This is a genomic window from Caulobacter sp. DWR2-3-1b2 (genome assembly GCF_049896345.1).
GTDB lineage: Bacteria > Pseudomonadota > Alphaproteobacteria > Caulobacterales > Caulobacteraceae > Caulobacter.
In genome coordinates, this window is the sequence record NZ_JAFCUC010000001.1 from 142,860 (window position 1) to 161,993 (window position 19,134).

Here is a 19,134-nt window from a genome sequence, read left to right on the forward strand (position 1 = left end):
GCGCTTGTCAATGCGGCTTGGCTGCTGGCGAGGCGAGGAAATCTCATACCCGAGCCTTTCGAGCGCGATGGATCGCCGCATATCGCTGTTACGTTACCCTTTATTATCGAAGCTCTGTCACAACCAAGCAGAGGAAAATAAACAATAAGTCGGGAACCCGACACATGACGAGCACAGCGGTTCGCCATCCGGTTTCGGCCGGACGCGGCGACCAAAGCCCCGGCTTCCAGATGGAGGCCTTCGAGACCTTCGTCCGCCACGCGCCCTTCGCCGCGGCGCTGCTCGATGACGCCTTTCGCCTGACCGCCGTCAGCGCCGGCTGGACAGACCACGCCCTGACGCCGCAGGACATGGGCATCGGTGACGACTTCCGCCGCGCCCTGCTCAGCCCCGAGGATGTCGGGAGCCTGGAGCGCTGCGTGGCGTTCGGCGAGCCGTTCTCGCGCTATCGCTCCATCGCGGTGAACGGCGGCGAACCGCGCATCTGGCGTACCGAATTCGCCGCCACCCGGCTGGAGGGCGGTCGCACCCAGGCTGTAGTGATCACAGCGCGCGACGTCAGCGGCTTCGCCGCAACTGCCCTCAAGGCCGAACGCGATCAGCAACGCCTGAAGATGGCGCTGGAGCTGGACGACCTGATGGTCCGCGAATACGACCTGAAGACCGGCGAGGTCTATTGCTCCAACACCTCTCCCGAGCTGGAGAGGTGGTGCACCTTCAAGATCGACCCCCTGGAGATCGTTCACCCCGATGACCTCGAGCGGGTCGCCGAGTTGGTGCGCAATCGCAAGGACGGCGAGGCGCAGGTCTTCGAGTTCCGCCTCAATCGCGACGACGGGGTCGAGACCTGGGTCCGGTCGGTGGGGAAGAAGTTCCTCGGCGCCGACGGCAAGCCCGAGCGACTGGTCAATCTGTTCAAGGACATCACCGACCGCCGCCGCGCGACCGAGGCGGTCGAGACCCTGGCCTTCAAGGACCCGCTGACCGGCCTGCCGAATAGAGCGTATTTCCAGCGTAAGTTCCAGGAGGCCGTCGACGCCTCGGAGCTGGTGGGCGAGTTGTTCGGCCTGATCATGATCGACGTCGATCACTTCAAGGACATCAACGACACCCTCGGCCACGACGCCGGCGACGCCCTGCTCAAGCGATTGTCAGAAATGCTGCACGCGGCCTTCCGGGCCGGCGACACCGTGGCCCGGTTGGGCGGCGACGAGTTCGCGGTGATCCTGCGCGGCCTGCATTCCGAGGCCGACATGATGCGGCCGGTGGCGGCCCTGCAGGAACTGCTGCGTCGGCCCATCGAGCACGCGGGCCGCAGCTTCTCGGTCAGCGCCAGCATCGGGGCGGCCCTGCACGGCGACCTCGACGCCGACCCCAGCCACATGATCAAGAACGCCGACATCGCGCTCTACCGGGCCAAGGACGAGGGCCGCAACCGCAGCGTGGTCTTCACCCCGGCCATGCGCTCGTCGCTCGAACAGCGGATCGAGCTGTTGCGCGACGTGCGCGCGGCGATCACCGCCAAGGAGTTCGTGCTCTATTACCAACCGGTGATCGACCTCGCCTCCAACAGCGTGGCCGGCTTTGAGGCCCTGATGCGTTGGGACCATCCCGAGCAAGGCATTCTCACGCCCGACCGCTTCATGGCCGCCTTCGAGGACCAGGACCTGTCGCTGAAGCTGGGCGACCTGGCGTTTGAAAGCGCGCTGAAGCAGATGCGCGACTGGATGGACCAAGGCGTCGAATTTGGCCGGGTGGCGGTCAATATCTCGGCCGCCCAGTTCCGCTCCGGCCGGCTGGCCGAGGAGGTGCAGGAGCGCCTGGCCCGCTGGAACGTGCCCTGCAGTCGCCTGACCATCGAGGTGACCGAGAACGTCTATATGGGCTGGGGCGCGGAGATGGTCGCCGACACCGTTCGCGCCCTGCACAAGGCCGGCGTGATGATCGCGCTCGACGATTTCGGCACCGGCTACGCCAGTCTGGCCAACCTGCGCCACTTCCCGATCGATCGGCTGAAGATCGACAAGTCCTTCGTCCAGAACATCGAGGACGCCGCGATCGTCAAGGCGGTGATCACCCTGGGCTCCAGCATGGGCATGAAGGTGGTCGCCGAGGGCGTCGAGGATCAGGCCCAACTGGACGCCTTGGCCGGCTACGGCTGCGACCAGATCCAGGGCTACCACTTCTCGCGGCCGATGCCGGCGGAGATGGCGCCGGGCTATCTGGAGCGGTTTGGGACGTAAATCCTCCCCCCGTGGGGGCCCGTGGGGGAGGTGTCGGCGGAGCCGACGGAGGGGGGTGACTAGAGCATTTCCCGACCTGACTGCGTCAGGCCATGAGCTCTAATTTTCTGTTTTGACGCATTTTTCTTCACGCGAACCGGAGCCACTTCGCTCGAAAAATGCTCTAGCCGCCAGCCCATCCCACGACCGACCCTAAAACTCCCCCCACCGGGTGAGGATCTCTATCCTTCCACCACTTCATACAGCGCCCGCGCCTCGGTCGTCGGTCCGCGTCGTTCGCCGAAGCCGATGACGCGGATGTTGATCAGCCGGCCACCGATCGCGAACACCAGCACGTCGCCGACCCGCAAGCCCCGCGAGGGCTTGTCTATGCGGCTCTCCGCGCCGGCCCGCGTCAGGCGGATGCGGCCTTCCTCGACGAAGCGGCCGGCCATCGAGCGGGTCTTGAAGAACCGGGCGTGCCACAGCCAGAGGTCGGCGCGGCAGCAGCCGGCGTCTTCCTCGATCACGAGGCGACGGCTTTCGGGGCGGGCGTGCGACGGCGCGGCTTCTTGCGGCGCGGCGGCGGCTCCGTGAGCTTGGCCAGGGCGGCGAAGGGCGAGTCCGGACGAGCCGCAACCGTGGGCTCGGGTCGCCGCACGGCGCCGCGCCGTTTCCACAGGATCGGGTCGCCGTCCTTGGGGCGCAGGGCGGGCGTGTAGTCCAGGAACCGCAGCACGGCGGCGGCCTCGGCGGGCGCCCAGCCCAGGGTATCGCGGGCCGTGTCGGTCAGCACCACGCCGCCGGGCTTCTGGCCCTCGCGCAGCAGGGCGTCGAGCCGCTCCAGCATCTCGACGGGGACCACGAACTTGCCCACCAGCCTCAGACCGTTGGCGGCCAGGGCGCGGGCGTCCGGCGTCGGGGACGGCGCCAGGGCCAGCCGCTCGCTCTGCCCTTGCCACACGCCCGGCGTCAGGGCGCGCGCGCAGGCGGCGGCCTCGGGACGCAGCACCGAGGGCAGGAACAGGCTGAACGCCCCGATCCGCGCGCCCAACGCCTTCAAGGTCCGGCGCTCGGCCTGGCTCAAGGCTTTCAAGTCGGTCTCGACGGCTTGCTTGTCGAGCACGCCGCCCGCCTCCAGCAGCCGATGGGCCAGACCGCGCGGCAGGCCACGAAGCGCGCCGCCCGACAGGGCCCGTTGCAGCTTGCGCAGGCCCGGCAGCTTGCGGTCGATCTCGACGGCCAGGAAAGCGTCCAGTCGCCGCTCGGCGCGTTCGCGGGCCGAGGCCTCGCCCAGCTCGCCCAGCAGTCTCGCGCGGGGGGACAACAGCGGGCCTCCACCGCGCACCGCCCCGGCCGCCTCGCCGTTCCACAACACCGCGCCGTCGGGCGTCAGGGTGAAGGCCTCGTCCGGCTCGCTGGCCAGCTTGCCCAGGCGCCGGGCGATCTCCGGCGTCACGGCGCGCTGAGCCGTGTTGCGCAGCGCCTTTTCCTCGAGCGCGCTGCCGCCCTTTTCCTGGACGAACGTCACGCCGGTCAGTCGCCCGACCACATGGCCCTCGACGGTCACCGCCCCATCGGCGCCGACCCCGGCCAGCATGGTCTCGCGATCGCCCAGCGAGCGCATCAGGACGCTGGTGCGCCGGTCGATGAACCGGGCCATCAGCTTCTCGTGCAAGGTGTCGGACAGCCGGTCCTCCAGCTGCCGCGTCACGCCCTGCCAGTGCTGCGGATTGTGCAGCCAGTCGCCACGGTTGGCGATGTAGCTCAGGGTGCGGACCCCCGAGAGGCGGGCGGCCAGGCTGTCGATCTCGCCGTCGTTTCGGTCCAAGGCCTTGAACTGGCCGGCGATCCAGTCTTCCGGCAGACGCTTGCGGCCGGTGGTCAGGTCGTCGAACAGGGTGCGGACCATGCGCTGGTGATCGTCGTCGGTGGTCTTGCGGAAATCCGGCGTCTGGCACACGTCCCACAGCCGCAGCAAAGCCGAGCGGTCGGCCTTGCAGCGGGCGACCACGTCCTCCTGCTGGGCCAGCTTGCGCAGCGTGCGCTCGTCCAGGGCCTCGGCCGACAGCGACAGGCCGTTGCGGTGCGGCGGCTCGGCCAGCGACCGCAACAGGCTGGGCAGGTTGCCGAAGTCCAGCCGAGCATTTCGCCACTCGGCCCCCATCACCGGCTCGAACTGGTGATTGACGACGCTCTCGACCAGGTCCTCGTCCATCTCCTCGCAGTCGCCGGTCACCCCGAACGTGCCGTCGCGGGTATGGCGCCCTGCCCGGCCGGCGATCTGAGCCACCTCTTGAGGGTGCAGCCAGCGGGTGCGCGTGCCGTCGAACTTGCGCAGGCCGGCGAAGGCCACATGGTCTACGTCCATGTTCAGCCCCATGCCGATGGCGTCGGTGGCCACCAGAAAATCGACCTCGCCAGACTGGTAGAGCGCGACCTGGGCGTTGCGAGTGCGGGGGCTCAAGGAGCCCATCACCACCGCCGCCCCGCCGCGCTGGCGGCGGATCAGCTCGGCGATGGCGTAGACGGCGTCGGTGGAGAAGGCCACCACCGCCGAGCGGCGCGGCAGGCGGGTCAGCTTCTTGGAGCCGGCATAGGTCAGGTTCGAAAAGCGTTCGCGGCTGACGATCTCGGCGTCGGGCAGCAGCCGGCGGATCAGCGGGGCCATGGTCCCTGCCCCCAGCAGCATGGTCTCGTACTTGCCCCGGGCGTGCAGCAGCCGGTGGGTGAAGATATGGCCGCGCTCGGGATCGGCGCACAGCTGGATCTCGTCGATGGCCAGGAACTCGACCTCGCGGGTCAGGGGCATGGCCTCGACGGTGCAGACGAAATAGGCGGCGCGCGGCGGGACGATCTTTTCCTCGCCGGTGATCAGGGCCACCGAGGCCTTGCCGCGCAGCTTGACGATCCGGTCGTAGATCTCGCGGGCCAGCAGCCGCAGCGGCAGGCCGATCATCCCCGAGGCATGGCCGAGCATCCGCTCCACGGCCAGGTGGGTCTTGCCGGTGTTGGTCGGGCCCAGCACGGCCGTCAGCTTGGAAGGGGCCAATCCGGCGGAACGGTCGCTCATGGATTCAAGGTGGGATGGGAATCGGGGGGAAGCAAGCGGGGGTGTGGCCTTAAATCCTCCCCCTTTGGACCCCTTTGGGGGAGGCGGCCGAAGGCCGGTGGGGGGGAGTGGTGGGATGGCAAGTCCTGAACAGGGTCGCGGTCAGATACTCCCCCTCCGTCGGGTTCGCCGACACCTCCCCCAAAAGGGGCCCATAGGGGGCCCATAGGGGGAGGACCTAGAGGAGCGGCACGCCCAGTCCCACCTTGACGCGGTCCATCACCACCAGGGTCCGGAACCGCTTCACATTGCCTGCGTCGAAGAACAGGCGCAGGGTCAGGGCCTCGTAATCGGCCATGGTCTGCACGATGATCACCAGCATGAAATCGGCCTCGCCTGTGACGTAGTAGCACTGCTGCACCTCTGGTCCAGCCGCCAGCCGGGCCTTGACCGCGTCCAGCAGGTCGATGCGCTCGCTTTCGACGTGGACCTCGACCAGCAGGGTGATGGCAGGCCGACCTTGGCCGGATCGATGACCGCGACATGGGCGGCGATGACGCCGGCCGCCTCCGGCTTCTTGATCCGCTGTTGGACGGCCGGGGCGGACAGGTTCATCGCCTCGCCGATCACCCGCTGCGACGTGGTGTTGTCGCGTTGCAGGAGGCCGAGGATCGCGAGATCGAAGCTTTCGAGGGTCATAACGAAACAAACTTGCGTTCAAAGGCGCGAACCCAAGCCCCTTTTTTCGCGCGTCAAGCAATATTGCTTCGCGACCCAGTCTACGTCGAAGGCGGATCATGAAGCTGCTCTACCAGACTCACTCGCCCTACGCCCGCAAGGTGCTGGTCGCGGCCCACGAGATGGGGCTGGCTGGCCGCGTGGAGGTGAGCCACCACGAGACCAGTCCGACCCAGCGCAATGACATGGTGTTCGCCGCCAACCCGCTGGGCAAGGCGCCGGTGCTGATCACCGACGACGGCCTGGCCTTGTTCGATTCCAGCGTGATCTGCGAGTATCTGGACGGCCTGCACGGCGGTCCGGCGTTGATCCCCGCCGAGGGCTCCGAACGCTGGAAGGTCCTGCGGCTGCAAGCCTTGGCCCAGGGCCTGTGCGACGCCGGGATCGCCCTGCGCTGGGAGACTGAGCGCCGGCTCGCCGCCCTGCGCTACCCGCCCCTGGCCGAGGGCCAGGCCGCCAAGCTGCTGGCCGCCTATGATGTCCTGGAGCGCGAGAGCGACCTGACCGGCCCGCCGGACCTGGGCCGTATCGCGGTCGCCACCGCCCTGGACTGGCTGGCCTTCCGCGCCCTGCCCGACTTCCGCAGCGGCCGGCCAAGGCTGGCGGACTGGCTGGACGGCTTTACGCGGCGGCCGTCCATGTCGGCGACGGCCTATGAGGGCCAGACCGTGGACGGCTTGACGAAATGAGGTAACGCATAGGGGGCGGCGAACACCGCGCCGCTGCCGAGGAAGTCCTTCCAGCGACAGCCCTCGTGCGGCCGGCCCTTGGTCAGGGCGCCGTCCAATAGCTGTCGCCCTTGTAACGGCGGGTCCAGCGCTTATCCACAGGCGCCTGCGGCGGACAGATGACCGTGCGGCCCCAGATCTCGGTGATGGTTACTTCCCAGTACTCGTTGCCGAAATGGTCGGTCTTAACCATTCGGGCTTCCGAACTGCTGTCCATCAGGGTGTCGCCGGAGTCGTAGCAGTCGCGATGGCGCTCGGGTTCCTCGGCGTCCAAATCGCTCCAGAACTCGGCAGCGTAGGCTTGGAAGCGTTCGAGCAACTCGGCCGACGAGAAGCCGACGACGAGCGAATAGGCTGGCTTTTCCATGGGTCGTTCCTATTGAGATAACCAACCCTACCGAGACCGCGCCCGTGGCGGCGCCCCCTGGACAGGGGGAGGACAGCCGCTCCTACTTCTCGAACACCAGCTTGCCGTCCACCACGGTCAGCACCGTCTGCGCCTTCAGGATCTGCGCCGGCTCGACGGTCATCAGGTCCTTGGAAAACACCGTCACGTCAGCCTTCTTGCCGGCCTCCAGTGTGCCGCGGTCCTTTTCGGCGAAGGCGGCGTAGGCCGGGGCCCAGGTCAGCATGCGCAGGGCCTGGTCGCGGCTGACCGCCTCGTCCAGATGCCAGTCGGCATTGGCGAAGCCGTCCAGGCTGTGGCGATAGACGGCGGCGTAGAACTCGATGCGCGGGTCGCCGACCTCGACCGGGGCGTCCGAGCCGGCGGCGACGATCGTGCCGCTGTCCAGGAAGTCCTTCCAGCGATAGCCCTCGTGCAAGCGGTCCTTGCCGAGGCGGGCCGGCGCGAAATAGAGGTCGCCGATCGCGTGGCTGGGCTGCATCGAGGCGATGACGCCCATCTTCGCGAAGCGCGGCACGTCCTCGTCGGCGACGATCTGGGCGTGCTCGATCCGCCAGCGGGCCGTTGTGTCGCCGGACAGCGCCTCGCCGAACCAGTCCAGGGCCATGCGGTTGCCGCGATCGCCGATGGCGTGCATGGCGACCTGGGCCTTCACCGCCTTGGCGGCCTTCATCAGCGCCAGACCCTTGTCGTAGGGGGTCAGTTGCAGGCCCAGCCCCTCGGCGTCGCTATAGGGCGCCAACAGGGCCGCGCCACGCGAGCCCAGGGCGCCGTCCATGTACAGCTTGATCCCCCGCACCCGGATCAGGCCGGTGGGGTCGCTTGTCGGACCCTTGGCCAGCACCTCGGCGGCGCCGCTGGGGTCCATGTAGTTGTCGACCCGCAGGCTGAACTTCCGCTCGGCGGCCAGGGACCGCAGGATCGTCAGGTCGGGTCCCGCGACGCTCATGTTTCCCAGGCCCGTCCAGCCGCGCGAGGCGTAGAGGGCGCCGGCCTTTTCCAGGGCCAGGCGCTTGAGGGCGTCGGACGGCGGCGGGATCACCCCCTCGACCAGGCTCTGGGCGTGGTCGATCAGCATGCCGCTGGGCGCGCCGTCGTCGCCCTTGAGGATCTGGCCGCCCGTCGGCGCGGCGGTGTCCCTCGTCACGCCGGCCTTGGCCAGGGCGGCGCTGCTGGCGACCACGGCGTGGCCGTCGGCCCGCTCCAGCACCACGACGCGGCCGGGCGCGGCGCGGTCGAGATCAACGCGGCTGGGGAAACGCTTCTCGGGCCAGTGGGTCTCGATCCAACCCCGGCCGAAGATCGGGCCGTCGGGATGGGCGGCGGCATAGGCTTTCACTGCGGAGACCAGGCTCTCGACCGAGTCGGTCCGGTCGAGATTAAGGGTCAGCTCACGCAGGCCGACGCCGGTCAGGTGGGCGTGGGCGTCCACGAAGCCGGGAAAGGCGGCGGCCCCCTTCAGGTCGATGTCGCGCGCGCCCTTGGCGGCCTTGGCCTTGGCGGCGGCCAGGTCGCCGACGAACAGGATGCGGTCGCCGCGGATCAACACCGCCTCGGCGCTGGGCGTCGCCGCGACGCCGGTGTGGATCGGACCGCCATGGATCAGCATGTCGCCGGCGAGCGCCTGGCCGAGACTGGAGGTCGCCAACAGGGCGGCGAGGGTGAGGATGCGGCGCACGGCGATCTCCGGAATAGCAAGAAGCGGAAATCGTAGGGCGCCGCTCGATCCGCGCAACAGCGATGCTATGTTTGACGCATGGAACAGGGCTTCACCCTCTTCGAAACGCCGATCGGGCTGTGCGGCCTGACCTGGAACGATCGGGGCCTTATCGGCGCGCAACTTCCGGAGGCCGCGCCCGGCGTAAACTGGACCCGTCTGCGCCGCCGCTATCCGGACGCCGTCGAGGCCTCGCCCCCGCCGCCAGCCGTGCAGCGGACGATCGAGCGGGCGCGCGTCAGCAGCGCTCCGACACTGTTCGACATGGCCTTCTCGGTGGCGCCGTGGCGTCGTTAGGACGGGTTAACGCCGCTTCACCATTCGCCGAACATGAGCGAAACGAATCATGACCGAATCAGCGACTTGGCCGGATTCAGTGTTTGTTCCCTACTACCCATTGTAGCTTAAGCTGCATTAACCACAAACAGTCCTATGGAATGAACCTGTCCGCGCGGAGCCGCTCGAACAGCGCGAAGAAGGCCTCGTCGGTCTGTTGGTAGGCGGTGAAGCCCAGGCGGCGGCTCTTGGACATATCGGCGATGACCTCGATGGGGCGACCTAGGTCGGCGTCGGTGTGCCAGGGCGAAGCCAGGCGATCCAGGTCGGGCTCGGCCAGGCCGTCGCGCAGGGCGACGTCCCGCCATAGTGGGGCGTCAGCCGCCATCTGAACCTCCAGCGGCATCACTTCCCCGTCGAACGGCGCGGGCTCAAGGCCGAACCAGTCGGCGATCCGTCCCCACATCCAGCTCCATCGAAAGACGTCACCATTGACCACATTGAAGGCCTGGTTGGCGGCGGCCGGCGTCGTCGAGGCCCACAGCAGGTGACGCGCCAGTTGCCCCGCATCGGTCATGTCGGTGAGGCCGTGCCATTGAGCGGCCGAACCCGGGAAGCGAAAGGGCCGGCCGGTCTCGCGGCACAGGCTGGCATAAACCGCCAAGGTCTGGCCCATGTTCATGGCGTTGCCGACCGCGTGGCCGATCACGGTGTGGGGCCGATGGACGCTCCAGGCGAAACCGTCGCGCGCGGCTGCTGCGAACACCTCGTCCTCCTGGGCATAGTAGAAATTGGCCACGTCCAGCCGGCCCTGCTCCTCGCGGAAGGGGGTCTGGGGCAGCACGCCCTGCCCATAGGCCTCGAACGGGCCAAGATAGTGTTTGAGGCCGGTGACCAGGGCCACGTGCCGCACCGAACCACCGGGACGTAAGGCGTCGAGCAGGTTGCGGACCATGGCGGCGTTGACACGGATGTTCTCCGCCTCGCTGTCCTGGCGTGACCATGTGGTGATGAAGACGTGGCTGGGTCTGGCGTCCTTCAAGGCCTCGGCCAGGGCCGCCGGGTCATGCAGGTCGGCGGCCATTGCCGTGACGCCGGGCGCGGCCTTGGGGTTACGCGACAGCGCCGACACCGGCCATCCGGCCCCCGTCAGGACCTCGACCGTGGCCTGGCCGACAATCCCTGTCGCGCCCACTACCAAAGCGCTGTGGCTCATGATCTTCTCCCGGTGTGACTGCGACGCCAACACTCAACGCGCTCGAGGCCTTCTAGCCTCGCGGCGACACCAAAACGCCTAGCCGGCCGTGCAGGTGGCGCTGAGCCGCTTGGCGTTGAGGGTGGCGGTCATCGGGATGCCGTTGACGGTCTTGCCGTTGACGTTCAGGCGGAAGCTCTCGGGGGTGTAGGAGCCTTTGGCGGTGACCGGGGCCACACGGCCCTTCTTGTCGGTCCAGGCGCCCTTCAGTTCGATCCGGCCATCCTGGACCACCCGCGTGTCGTAATTGCAGGTGTAGCGCTTCAGGCAGATGCCGCGATTGAAGTTCTCGACATCGGACGGCTTGAGGCAGTGCTGATCGGAACCGACGGGAATCGGGCCAATGCGCGTGTTGTATTCCCACTGTCCGGTGAGGATCGTGGTCTTGGCTCCCGCATGGGAGGCGTTCTGCGGCGCGGCCAAGGCGACCACGCCCCCTAAGGTCAGAGCGGCGACGGCAAGGCCGGAAATCTTCACGAACGGGGCCAGCAAGCGCATGCGGTCGGTCTCCATCAACGCCGTCTATATATAGGGGCGCAGATGAACCACGTTTGAAGGCGATCTTTGGGCGGTGTTCGCAGCTTGGATCGGTTCGGGCGGCTTGACTCGGGAAGGCCCCTTCGCCTATATCGCCCGCTCTCGCGCGGTGGTCCGTCCACGGCGCGCCCGAATTCATGTTGCGGAGCCTTTTGGCTTCGCCCAAGCCCAAGGTATCCGCCATGTCGCGCCGTTGCGAACTCACCGGGATCGGTCCGATGGTCGGCCACAATGTGAGCCACTCGAACATCAAGACCAAGCGCCGCTTCCTGCCGGCCCTGTCGCCCGCCTCCCTGCAGTCCGACTCGCTGGGCCAGACCTTCAAGCTGCGGATCAGCAACGCCGCCCTGCGCACCCTGGACTTCCGCGGTGGCCTGGACGTGTTCCTGCTGGGCGCGAAGGACGAGCAGCTGTCGCCGCGCGCCCTGAAGATCAAGACCCAGGTCAAGGCCAAGGCCAAGGCCGCCGCCCTGACCGCCGTCGCCGCCTAAGACATTCTCGGCCTCGCGGCTGAAGAAAAGGCCCGCGTGGTTCGCCTCGCGGGCCTTTTCGCGTCTGGAGCCTGGTGTCCCGCTCAACTGTCGTAGACGGCGGTTGTAGGGTCTAGTTTGACTCATGTTTGCGCTCGCCCTCGCCAGGGCCTTGCAAGCCTCCCCCGCCGCGCTCCGCGCCCTCCCCGCCTCGTCGCCTCGCCGCCGGCCACCAACGGGTCAACTCGTCAGGTTTCCGCAACAAAACTCGAGCTGGAAATCCTATCGGCTTGAGATCCTTCCGGAAGGACCTGGGCGGATCGTGTGCGAGGTCCAAGTCGTGATGGGCTTCAATGGGGAAATCGCTCGGGTCGAGCTCCAAAACCGCCGACCACACCCGTTCTGATCTATCGCCTCCCAGCGCCCACGAAAAAGCCCTCCCCGTTTCCGGGAAGGGCTTTCTGCATTCGACGATCAGGCGGAGAGGGCCGGTACGCCGCCCCCTCTACAGGCCGTAGAGAATGGGCCTTAGCGCGAATAGACGGCCGGGTTGGCGGCGTTGTAGGCGACCAGTTCCGGGTTGTTCATCTTGCCGACCGCGTCATTGACCGAGGCGCGCACGCACGACGGGTACAGGTAGGTGGCCAGCGACTCGCCGCGCACGGACTGCCAGCAGACGGTCGAGGCGGCCTTGACGATCTCGGCGCGCAGCTCGGCCGGGACTTTGCCAGCGGTCTTGATGCGGATTTCGGCGGCGCCGGCGGGCGCAGCGGCGAACAGGGCGATGGCCGAAGCGGCCAGGACGAAGGAGCGGATCATGGGACGAATTTCCTGGTCAGCGGTTGAATTTCAACCCCATCCCGATCCGTTTCCCCCAGCGACTGGTCCAGGATCTCGCCCGCTCTGTCGCTCTTCAAAATTTATAGCTTTCCGGTGGTTACTTATCAATGGTTATGTTGCAGTGCAGGATAAATTCCCGTTGACATGAAATGTGCTGGCAGGAGTCGCTCCCGCGCCGCCGAAACGTCGCGAGAGCGCGCCGGAAGAGAGACCTTAGAGCATTTCCCGACCTGACTGCGTCAGGCCGTGAGCTCTAATCTTTTGTTTTGACGCACTTTTCTTCACGCGAACCGGAACCACTTCGCTCGAAAAATGCTCTAGTAGCTCGCCTTGACCAACAAGGTGCGGCGCTGGGCCTTGGAATAGGCGGTCAGGGCGGGGCTGCCGACCCGCTTGATGGCGTCATAGGTGACGTCCTGCACGCAGAAGATCATCAGGTCGCCGGCGTGGATCCCCAGTTCTTCGCGGCAGACCGAATTGGCGGCGGCCACGATGTCGGCATGGATGGCGGCGTCGGTGCGACCGCGGACCTTGACATGTTGCTCGGCGGCGAAGGCCGAGGTGGTGGTCATCAGAACCATGGCCGAGGCGGCCAGGACAAACATCGATTTCATGATTTCAAATCCGAAGGGGGTTGGGGTTCAACCACCTCCCGACGCGTTCCTCTGAGGCCGTTGGAATCTCGCCCGCTCAAACCTCGGAGATAGCGGTAACATGACAACGTTGTCAGTCAAGTAAAATATCGAGTTTCAAAGGAAACCAGGATTGGATTGGGGACAGCCACATGTGGCTGTCCCCGTCCAGAACTGCAGCGCCTAGAGCAAGTTGCGCGATGTAGGAATCGCACGGCTTGCTCTAGGCTTTTGTTTTCGCATCGCTTTTGCGGAAAACCGGTAGCCACTTTTCCGCGCGATGCTCTAGCGCCGCCGCTTCTTCACCACCGCCGGCGCCGGCGGGGCCGGCGGTGGCGGGGTCCAGTCGAAGGCCAGCAGCAGGGTGCGCTCCAGCGAGAAGTCGTTGTCGTCCGACAGCAGATAGACCCGCGTCGCCCCGGACGGCGTCTTGGCCAGGGCCACCCCCTCGAAGTTGTCGCGCGTCGTCGCCCTGTCCAGGGTCAGGTTGGCGGCGACCACCTGCTTGGCAGACGGGGCGCGCGGATCGACCACGAAACGCACCTGGCCCCGCCAGCCGCGCACCGGGTCGAAACTGCGGTAGAGGGCGGCGATCGCCTGGCCGTCGAAGGATGCGAAACCGGTCAGGCCCCAGGTGAAGTCTGGCGGCGATTGCGGGGCCAGGCCCACACAGGGCGCCGAGACCTTGCACAGCCACACCTCGCCCTCCTCGCCGCCCACCAGATAGGCGTCGGGGCCGGCGATCGGATAGGCGGTCAGGGCTTCCATGCCCTCGTTGTCAGGGAAGGTCGTGGCCGGCTTGTTGACCGCGCGCGGCAGGCCAAGGCCCCCGTTCGGCAGGGCCGGATAGAGCCAGACGCGGTGATTGCGCTCGAAGCTGACCAGCCAGTCGCCATTGGTCAGCACCGCCAGCCCCTCGGCGTCGGCCCAGTCCTTGCTCGGCAGGGGCTGGCCGTCGAGGCCCTTGAGTCCCGACAGCTTGCCGTCGGTCAGGCCGACCAAGCGTCCCGCCTCGTCCAGCTTCAGCCGCGCCTCGAACAGGTCGCCGTCGTCGCTGATCGCCAGCAGCGCGCCATTGGCGCCGATCTTCAGGTCCGACAGGCCGTGCAGGCGCGTGGTGTCGGGGCTGGTGATGTCGATCCCGCCGGCATAGACGAAGCGGCCAATCGAGACCGGCGGTGGCTTGGCCGAGCTGAGCGGCACGGGCGTGGTGACCAGGCTGATCCCCGCCCCCGCCTTGACCGGCGCGACCGGCAGGATGGCGGGCTGCGGTGGGGCCTTGGCGCACTGACCGGCCAGCACGGCGACGAAGCCCAGCACCAAAAGCGCCCGAAGCCCGATCACACCGGAACCTTGCGGGCCGGCTTGGGCGCGGACGGCTGGACGGTGGGCGGGGCGGCCAGCAGGCCCCGGGCCCGCTTCACGGCCTTGGGCTCCTCGTCGAACAGGTCGGCCAGCTGATCGACCAGCGCTCCGCCCAGTTGCTCCACATCGACGATGGTCACGGCGCGGCGATAGTAGCGGGTGACGTCATGGCCGATGCCGACGGCGATCAGCTCGATCGGGCTCTTGGTCTCGATCTCGGCGATCACCTGGCGCAGGTGGCGCTCCAGATAGTGGCCCGAATTGACGCTGAGGGTGCTGTCGTCCACCGGCGCGCCATCCGAGATCACCATCAGGATGCGGCGCGCCTCCGAGCGGCCGATCAGCCGCTGGTGGGCCCACATCAGGGCTTCGCCGTCGATGTTTTCCTTCAGCAGGCCCTCGCGCATCATCAGGCCGAGATTCTTGCGGGCCCGGCGCCAGGGGGCGTCGGCGCTCTTGTAGATGATGTGGCGAAGGTCGTTGAGGCGGCCGGGCGCCGGCGGCTTGCCCGCCTTGATCCACTCGTCGCGCGCCGTGCCGCCCTTCCAGGCGCGGGTGGTGAAGCCCAGCACCTCAACCTTGACCGCGCAGCGCTCCAAGGTGCGGGCCAAGATATCGGCGCAGACCGCCGCCACCATGATCGGCCGGCCGCGCATCGAGCCGCTGTTGTCGATCAGCAGGGTGACGACGGTGTCGCGAAACTCGACATCCGTCTCCTGCTTGAACGACAGCGGGGCGGTGGGATCGATGATCACCCGGGTGAGGCGGGAGACGTCGAGCATCCCCTCCTCCAGGTCGAAGGTCCAGGAGCGGTTCTGCTGGGCCAGCAGCCGGCGCTGCAGCTTGTTGGCCAGACGAGAGACCACGCTGGAAAAGGCCGCCAGCTGCTGGTCCAGATAGGCCCTAAGGCGTGTCAGCTCGTCGGCGTCGCACAGCTCCTCGGCCGGCACGACCTCGTCATATTGCGTAGTGAACACCTTGTAGGGCGGCTCGAAAGCCCCGCCTTGACCCGTGTCAGGCCGCGACGGCTTGGCGCCGTCGCCCATCTCGGGCGCTTCCTCGGTGTCCTCGGCCTCGCCGTCCTGTTCGGACTGGACCATCTCCTCCTCGCCGGCCTCGCTCTCGCGGTCGGAGCTCTCGGTCTCCTCGGGCGCGGCGCCGTCGGACTGCTCGCCCTCGCCTTCGCCCTGGTCGTTCTCGGAGGTCTCGGTGTTCTGGTCCTCGTCGCCGGCGTCCTCGTCCGGGCTCTCGCTGACGTCGGACATCTCCTCGCCGAGATCGAGATCGCGGAGGATCTCGCGGGTGACGCGGGCGAAAGCGGCCTGGTCGTCGATGGCGGCGGCCAGGCGGTCCAGGTCCTTGCCTGCCCGGTTCTCGATATTGGCGCGCAGGATGTCGACCAGGGCCTTGGCGCCATCGGGCGGGGCGTCGCCGGTCAGGCGCTCGCGGACCAGCAGCGACAGGATCTCGGCCATGGGCGCCGACTGGCGGTCGGTGGCGACGGCGCGGGTCAGGCCCTGCTTTTCGAGGCGAGCCTCCAGCGCGGCGGTCAGGTTGAGGCGGACCCCGCCCAGGGCGTTGCTGCCGATCGCTTCCAGCCGCGCCTGCTCGATGGCCTCGAAGGCCGCCTGGCCGTCAGGCGAGCTGGGGCGGGCGCGGGCGTGGGCGACGGCGTCATGGTGGGCCAGGCGCAAGGCCATCTGGTCGGCCAGGCCGCGGATGCGGCTGGCCTCCTTGGGATTCAGGTCGCGCGGCGGATGAGGCAGCACCGCCCGGTTGCCGACCAGGCTGGGACCCTCGCCGGAGAACACCACCTCGAGGTCGGGCGTCTGGGAGAGCGAGCGCGCGGCGTGGGCCAGGGCGCGCTTGAACGGTTCGGTCGGGCTTTCGGGCTTGGAGGCCATGGGAATGGGTTACCGAGCGAACGCGGCGAACACAAGACGGCCAAAAGGGAACATGAGCGCCAAAGCCGCGTTTGCGTGATCCAAGCTCGCGATGGGCGGGCCAGCGCTTGAGGAAACGACCATGTTGAAGTGGGCCATCATCCTGGCGGTCATCGCCCTGATCGCCGGCGCCCTGGGCTTCACCGGCATCGCCGGCGCGGCCGCCGGCATCGCCAAGATCCTGTTCTTCCTGTTCCTGATCGGCTTCATCATCTTCGCCGTACTGGGCGTGACGGTGTTCAAGACCGTCTCGAAATAGCCAGGCTACGATTGGGGACAGGCGCATGCGCCTGTCCCCAATCGCGCCCAGCGGTCGCTACTTCACCGCAGAATAGACCTTGGCCTGCGCCCCGACCACCTCGACCAGATTGCCCATGGTCAGGTTGACGTCCACCAGGTGCAGGCCCCAGTCCTTCAACGGCTGGCCCAACACCAGCAGGTCGCCGGGAATGTTGTCGGCCCGAGGGTCGGCCTTGTCCGGATGCACAGTCACCGCCAGATAGTCGAAGCCCCCCTGGCTGACGCACTGCGCCGAGACCAGGCCCGGCAGTTCCACATAGGGCGTCTTCGCATCAAGGCCCTTGGCCCAGGCGGTGGCCGGGCGCATGGCCGTGCCCATGATCGTGCGGTCGCTGAAATAGCTCTTCAGATCGGCCGAGCCTCCCGCCAGGGCTGCGGGATTGACGCAGGCGGCCTTCATGCCGGGTTCGGCGACCTTGCCAAAGAACTTGCTGCCGGCCGGCGGCGGGCTGTCGGCGCGGAACGACACATAGGAGATCAGGCAGCCGATCTGGCCGGCCTTGCGGCACAGCGGCAGCGAGCCATAGCTGTCCTTGGCCGGATCCACGGGCGTGTTCATGCCCAGGATCAGGGCCGAAACGAGTCGCTTCTGCACTGGCTTGCCGTCAATTTCCTTGGCGATCAGCGACAGCAGGATGCGCGAACCCTGGGAATGGCCGATCAGCACCACGCCCCGACCGTGGTTGTCGCGGGCGAGGTAGTCGTTCCAGGCGTCGCGGACGTCGTTATAGGCCAGGGCGCTGTCGCCGGTCGAAGCCTGGCCCATCATCACGCGGCGCAAGGCGGCGATGGTCACCTGGCGGTAGTTGGGGGCGTAGAGTTTGCAGACCTGGCCAAAGCGCGCGAACTGCTGGTCGGCCACGGCCTTTTCCGGCAGGTCCGGCGTCATGTCGCTGTTGCCGCCCGGGTCGCTGGACACCGTCGGATAGACGTAGAAACAGTCGATCGGCGCGTTGGGATCAGCGTTGAAGGTCTCGACGCTGGTCTTGCCATCGGCCTGGATGACCGTGGCCGTCTGATCGGCGGCGCAGGCGTCCTGGCGGCCGGGCCGGCACAGCCAGGCGTCCTCCTTCGTGTAGTCGTTCGGCGTCGCCGGCGCAGCGGGCGCCGGCTGGGCGCAGGCCGCCGTGCCCAGGCCCAGGCCCGCGATCAGGCCCAAGGCCGTCCAAAGCTTGCGTGACATCTCAACCCCCTCCAACGCTTGTTTGGAGCGGAGGATGGCTTGGGATGCGGTGAAAGGGAAGAGGCGGCGACGCGTTAAGCCGGCAACCACCGCCGTGGGAACTTGTCCCCAAGCGCCCGCGCCTCGCCGGCCTTCAGGCCCAGCTCGCGCATCTTGAAGGCCACGATCTCGCGCAAGGCCTCGACCGGTTCGCGGCCACCGGAGGGGCTGGAGGCCACGGGGCCGGCCTGCATGGCCAAGTCCACGGCGGCCCACTCGGCCTGGGCGCGATCGGCCTTGCCCACCGCGAAATAGTGCCGGACCGGCAGGCGCTCGCCGACGATCTCGACCATCACGGCGACAACCCAGCCTTCGACGAGCAGATCGGAGTCGGGGCGCTGGCGGAACATGAGCGCCGATGTAGCAGGTTTCCTCGCGCCGTCACGGCGGCGCGTTAAGTATCAGCCCAGAACCTGGAACGCCGCCTGGCTGACCAGGCCCAGCAGCACCCAGACGCCGACGCCGAGCGCCACGAAGGCCATGCGCGGCCGGCGGCGGTCGCGGAAGCCCTGTATTTCGTGTCGCGCCATGGCCAGCTCTCCACGAACGCATTGTGCGTTCACGGAATTAGCAACGGGCTTCGCCGCGATTTGGCTGCACGTGTTAACGACGTCGTGATCATTTGTTAACAGATGGCTCCGACGCAGCCCGCCCTTTTTATTTCCACCGTCATTCCCGCCCTTGTGGCGGGAATGACGGTGTTAAATGTTATCACGCCCAGCCCCTTCCCGACCCGCCCGCAACGGCGAGGCCGCGCCTTGAAACCTTGATGGCGAGCTTGCTCTGGCGTCTGGCCGAGTCAAGGACGGCCCGAAGGGCCGCCGCGGCGCGGCGACGCGAGCGCGTCGTCCTTGACTCGGCCAGACGCCAGAGCTCCGATCCACCAAGGCTTTAAGGCGTGGCCGCATCCGGGGCGGATGCGGGCGTTCGCCGGGGAGCGGACGTTTGGAACCACGGAGAAGCGTGGTTTGCGGTCGTAGATGCTAGTTACGCCACGCGCGATGCAGCTTAAGCTGTGTCCGAGTCTGATATTTACAACCCGACAAAAAGGAGGGACCGTGTCGATGATTGCGTCCGCAGCGATTATTTTATTGGTCGCTACTTCACCCGCGTCGGGCAGCATTGGCCCTCAGCCGAATTTGGAGGAATTTAGCGCGATGGCCGATGCGGCGCTCGCGAGCAAAATGAAAGACCCGAACTCTGTGACGTTCAAATGGCCATATCAACTGGTTGCTGGGCGTGACGGCTATTACACTTGTGGTTTGGTCGATACGCTTAACAAAAAGGTTGAGCGGCGAGATGTTTGGGTGTCGGCGGTCGTTGCCAATGGCCAAGTGCTCAGTGCGCAATGGTCTACCGACAACGGAATGCTTGCTTGGGACTGTGAGAAACAGGTCCGTAAGGGTACGCTTCTCCCAAGATAATTGGCTC

Annotated in this window: 21 protein-coding genes; 6 read left to right on the top strand and 15 right to left on the bottom strand. The window is 67.2% G+C overall.

From position 1 onward, the window contains the following. Window positions 1–164 precede the first annotated feature (164 nt). Entirely contained in the window at window positions 165–2,243 is a 2,079-nt protein-coding gene (locus ACP694_RS00705; RefSeq protein WP_426009591.1) for a putative bifunctional diguanylate cyclase/phosphodiesterase, read from the top strand. Between the two features lie 221 nt (window positions 2,244–2,464). On the opposite strand, the gene ACP694_RS00710 is transcribed toward ACP694_RS00705, so the two are convergent. From ACP694_RS00710 to ACP694_RS00725, 4 genes are all read right to left on the bottom strand, one after another. Further along, window positions 2,465–2,752 (bottom strand): RNA-binding S4 domain-containing protein, encoded by a 288-nt coding sequence (locus ACP694_RS00710; protein WP_426009594.1) that lies wholly within the window; start codon window positions 2,750–2,752, stop codon window positions 2,465–2,467. Next, window positions 2,749–5,295 carry a helicase-related protein gene (locus ACP694_RS00715; protein ID WP_426009596.1) on the bottom strand — a complete coding sequence of 849 codons (2,547 nt, stop codon included), beginning with the start codon at window positions 5,293–5,295 and terminating at the stop codon, window positions 2,749–2,751. The genes ACP694_RS00710 and ACP694_RS00715 overlap by 4 nt, the downstream gene beginning before the upstream one ends. Window positions 5,296–5,512: 217 nt before the next feature. Continuing rightward, on the bottom strand, window positions 5,513–5,743 hold the full coding sequence (locus ACP694_RS00720) for an Lrp/AsnC ligand binding domain-containing protein (protein WP_426011256.1): 231 nt from the start codon (window positions 5,741–5,743) through the stop codon (window positions 5,513–5,515). After that, window positions 5,647–5,973, bottom strand: coding sequence for an Lrp/AsnC family transcriptional regulator (locus ACP694_RS00725; protein WP_426011257.1), 327 nt, complete (start codon window positions 5,971–5,973; stop codon window positions 5,647–5,649). The genes ACP694_RS00720 and ACP694_RS00725 overlap by 97 nt, the downstream gene beginning before the upstream one ends. A gap of 98 nt (window positions 5,974–6,071) precedes the next feature. Here ACP694_RS00725 and ACP694_RS00730 point away from each other — a divergent pair, with 98 nt between their 5' ends. Beyond that, the gene (locus ACP694_RS00730; protein WP_426009598.1) at window positions 6,072–6,701 is read left to right on the top strand and encodes a glutathione S-transferase family protein; all 630 of its coding nucleotides are present in this window, start codon (window positions 6,072–6,074) and stop codon (window positions 6,699–6,701) included. Window positions 6,702–6,783: 82 nt separating this feature from the next. Here ACP694_RS00730 and ACP694_RS00735 read toward each other — a convergent pair whose 3' ends face one another. Continuing rightward, a complete protein-coding gene (locus ACP694_RS00735) occupies window positions 6,784–7,107 on the bottom strand; it encodes a hypothetical protein (RefSeq protein WP_426009600.1) in 324 nt (107 codons plus the stop codon). Between the two features lie 82 nt (window positions 7,108–7,189). Next, window positions 7,190–8,824, bottom strand: coding sequence for an amidohydrolase (locus ACP694_RS00740; protein WP_426009603.1), 1,635 nt, complete (start codon window positions 8,822–8,824; stop codon window positions 7,190–7,192). A gap of 78 nt (window positions 8,825–8,902) precedes the next feature. On the opposite strand from ACP694_RS00740, the gene ACP694_RS00745 reads away from it, so the two are divergent. Then, a complete protein-coding gene (locus ACP694_RS00745) occupies window positions 8,903–9,160 on the top strand; it encodes a hypothetical protein (protein WP_426009605.1) in 258 nt (85 codons plus the stop codon). Between the two features lie 133 nt (window positions 9,161–9,293). Here the strand turns inward: ACP694_RS00745 and ACP694_RS00750 are convergent, their stop codons facing one another. Both ACP694_RS00750 and ACP694_RS00755 read right to left on the bottom strand, forming a co-directional pair. Then, a complete protein-coding gene (locus ACP694_RS00750; RefSeq protein ID WP_426009607.1) occupies window positions 9,294–10,355 on the bottom strand; it encodes an SDR family oxidoreductase in 1,062 nt (353 codons plus the stop codon). A 78-nt stretch (window positions 10,356–10,433) separates the two neighbouring features. After that, the gene (locus tag ACP694_RS00755) at window positions 10,434–10,892 is read right to left on the bottom strand and encodes a DUF3617 domain-containing protein (protein WP_426009609.1); all 459 of its coding nucleotides are present in this window, start codon (window positions 10,890–10,892) and stop codon (window positions 10,434–10,436) included. A 221-nt stretch (window positions 10,893–11,113) separates the two neighbouring features. On the opposite strand from ACP694_RS00755, the gene rpmB reads away from it, so the two are divergent. Beyond that, window positions 11,114–11,422 (top strand): 50S ribosomal protein L28, encoded by a 309-nt coding sequence (gene rpmB / locus ACP694_RS00760; protein ID WP_426009612.1) that lies wholly within the window; start codon window positions 11,114–11,116, stop codon window positions 11,420–11,422. 507 nt (window positions 11,423–11,929) lie between these two features. Here the strand turns inward: rpmB and ACP694_RS00765 are convergent. The 4 genes from ACP694_RS00765 to cobT form a co-directional block, all read right to left on the bottom strand. Further along, a complete protein-coding gene (locus ACP694_RS00765) occupies window positions 11,930–12,220 on the bottom strand; it encodes a hypothetical protein (protein WP_426009614.1) in 291 nt (96 codons plus the stop codon). A gap of 338 nt (window positions 12,221–12,558) precedes the next feature. Further along, the gene (locus ACP694_RS00770) at window positions 12,559–12,855 is read right to left on the bottom strand and encodes a hypothetical protein (RefSeq protein ID WP_426009616.1); all 297 of its coding nucleotides are present in this window, start codon (window positions 12,853–12,855) and stop codon (window positions 12,559–12,561) included. Between the two features lie 303 nt (window positions 12,856–13,158). Next, complete coding sequence (locus ACP694_RS00775) at window positions 13,159–14,217, bottom strand: esterase-like activity of phytase family protein (RefSeq protein ID WP_426009618.1); 1,059 nt, start codon at window positions 14,215–14,217, stop codon at window positions 13,159–13,161. Continuing rightward, window positions 14,214–16,142, bottom strand: a complete 1,929-nt coding sequence (gene cobT / locus ACP694_RS00780) for a cobaltochelatase subunit CobT (RefSeq protein WP_426009621.1) — start codon at window positions 16,140–16,142, stop codon at window positions 14,214–14,216. Before cobT ends, ACP694_RS00775 begins: the two co-directional genes overlap by 4 nt. 121 nt (window positions 16,143–16,263) lie before the next feature. On the opposite strand from cobT, the gene ACP694_RS00785 reads away from it, so the two are divergent. Next, a complete protein-coding gene (locus ACP694_RS00785) occupies window positions 16,264–16,440 on the top strand; it encodes a DUF1328 domain-containing protein (protein ID WP_426009623.1) in 177 nt (58 codons plus the stop codon). A gap of 57 nt (window positions 16,441–16,497) precedes the next feature. Here the strand turns inward: ACP694_RS00785 and ACP694_RS00790 are convergent, their stop codons facing one another. From ACP694_RS00790 to ACP694_RS00800, 3 genes are all read right to left on the bottom strand, one after another. Next, window positions 16,498–17,664 (bottom strand): DUF3089 domain-containing protein, encoded by a 1,167-nt coding sequence (locus tag ACP694_RS00790; RefSeq protein WP_426009625.1) that lies wholly within the window; start codon window positions 17,662–17,664, stop codon window positions 16,498–16,500. Window positions 17,665–17,738: 74 nt separating this feature from the next. After that, the gene (locus tag ACP694_RS00795; RefSeq protein WP_426009627.1) at window positions 17,739–18,053 is read right to left on the bottom strand and encodes a hypothetical protein; all 315 of its coding nucleotides are present in this window, start codon (window positions 18,051–18,053) and stop codon (window positions 17,739–17,741) included. A gap of 51 nt (window positions 18,054–18,104) precedes the next feature. Next, entirely contained in the window at window positions 18,105–18,233 is a 129-nt protein-coding gene (locus ACP694_RS00800) for a hypothetical protein (RefSeq protein ID WP_426009630.1), read from the bottom strand. Window positions 18,234–18,761: 528 nt separating this feature from the next. On the opposite strand from ACP694_RS00800, the gene ACP694_RS00805 reads away from it, so the two are divergent. Then, the gene (locus ACP694_RS00805; RefSeq protein ID WP_426009632.1) at window positions 18,762–19,127 is read left to right on the top strand and encodes a hypothetical protein; all 366 of its coding nucleotides are present in this window, start codon (window positions 18,762–18,764) and stop codon (window positions 19,125–19,127) included. The last annotated feature ends 7 nt before the right edge of the window (window positions 19,128–19,134 follow it).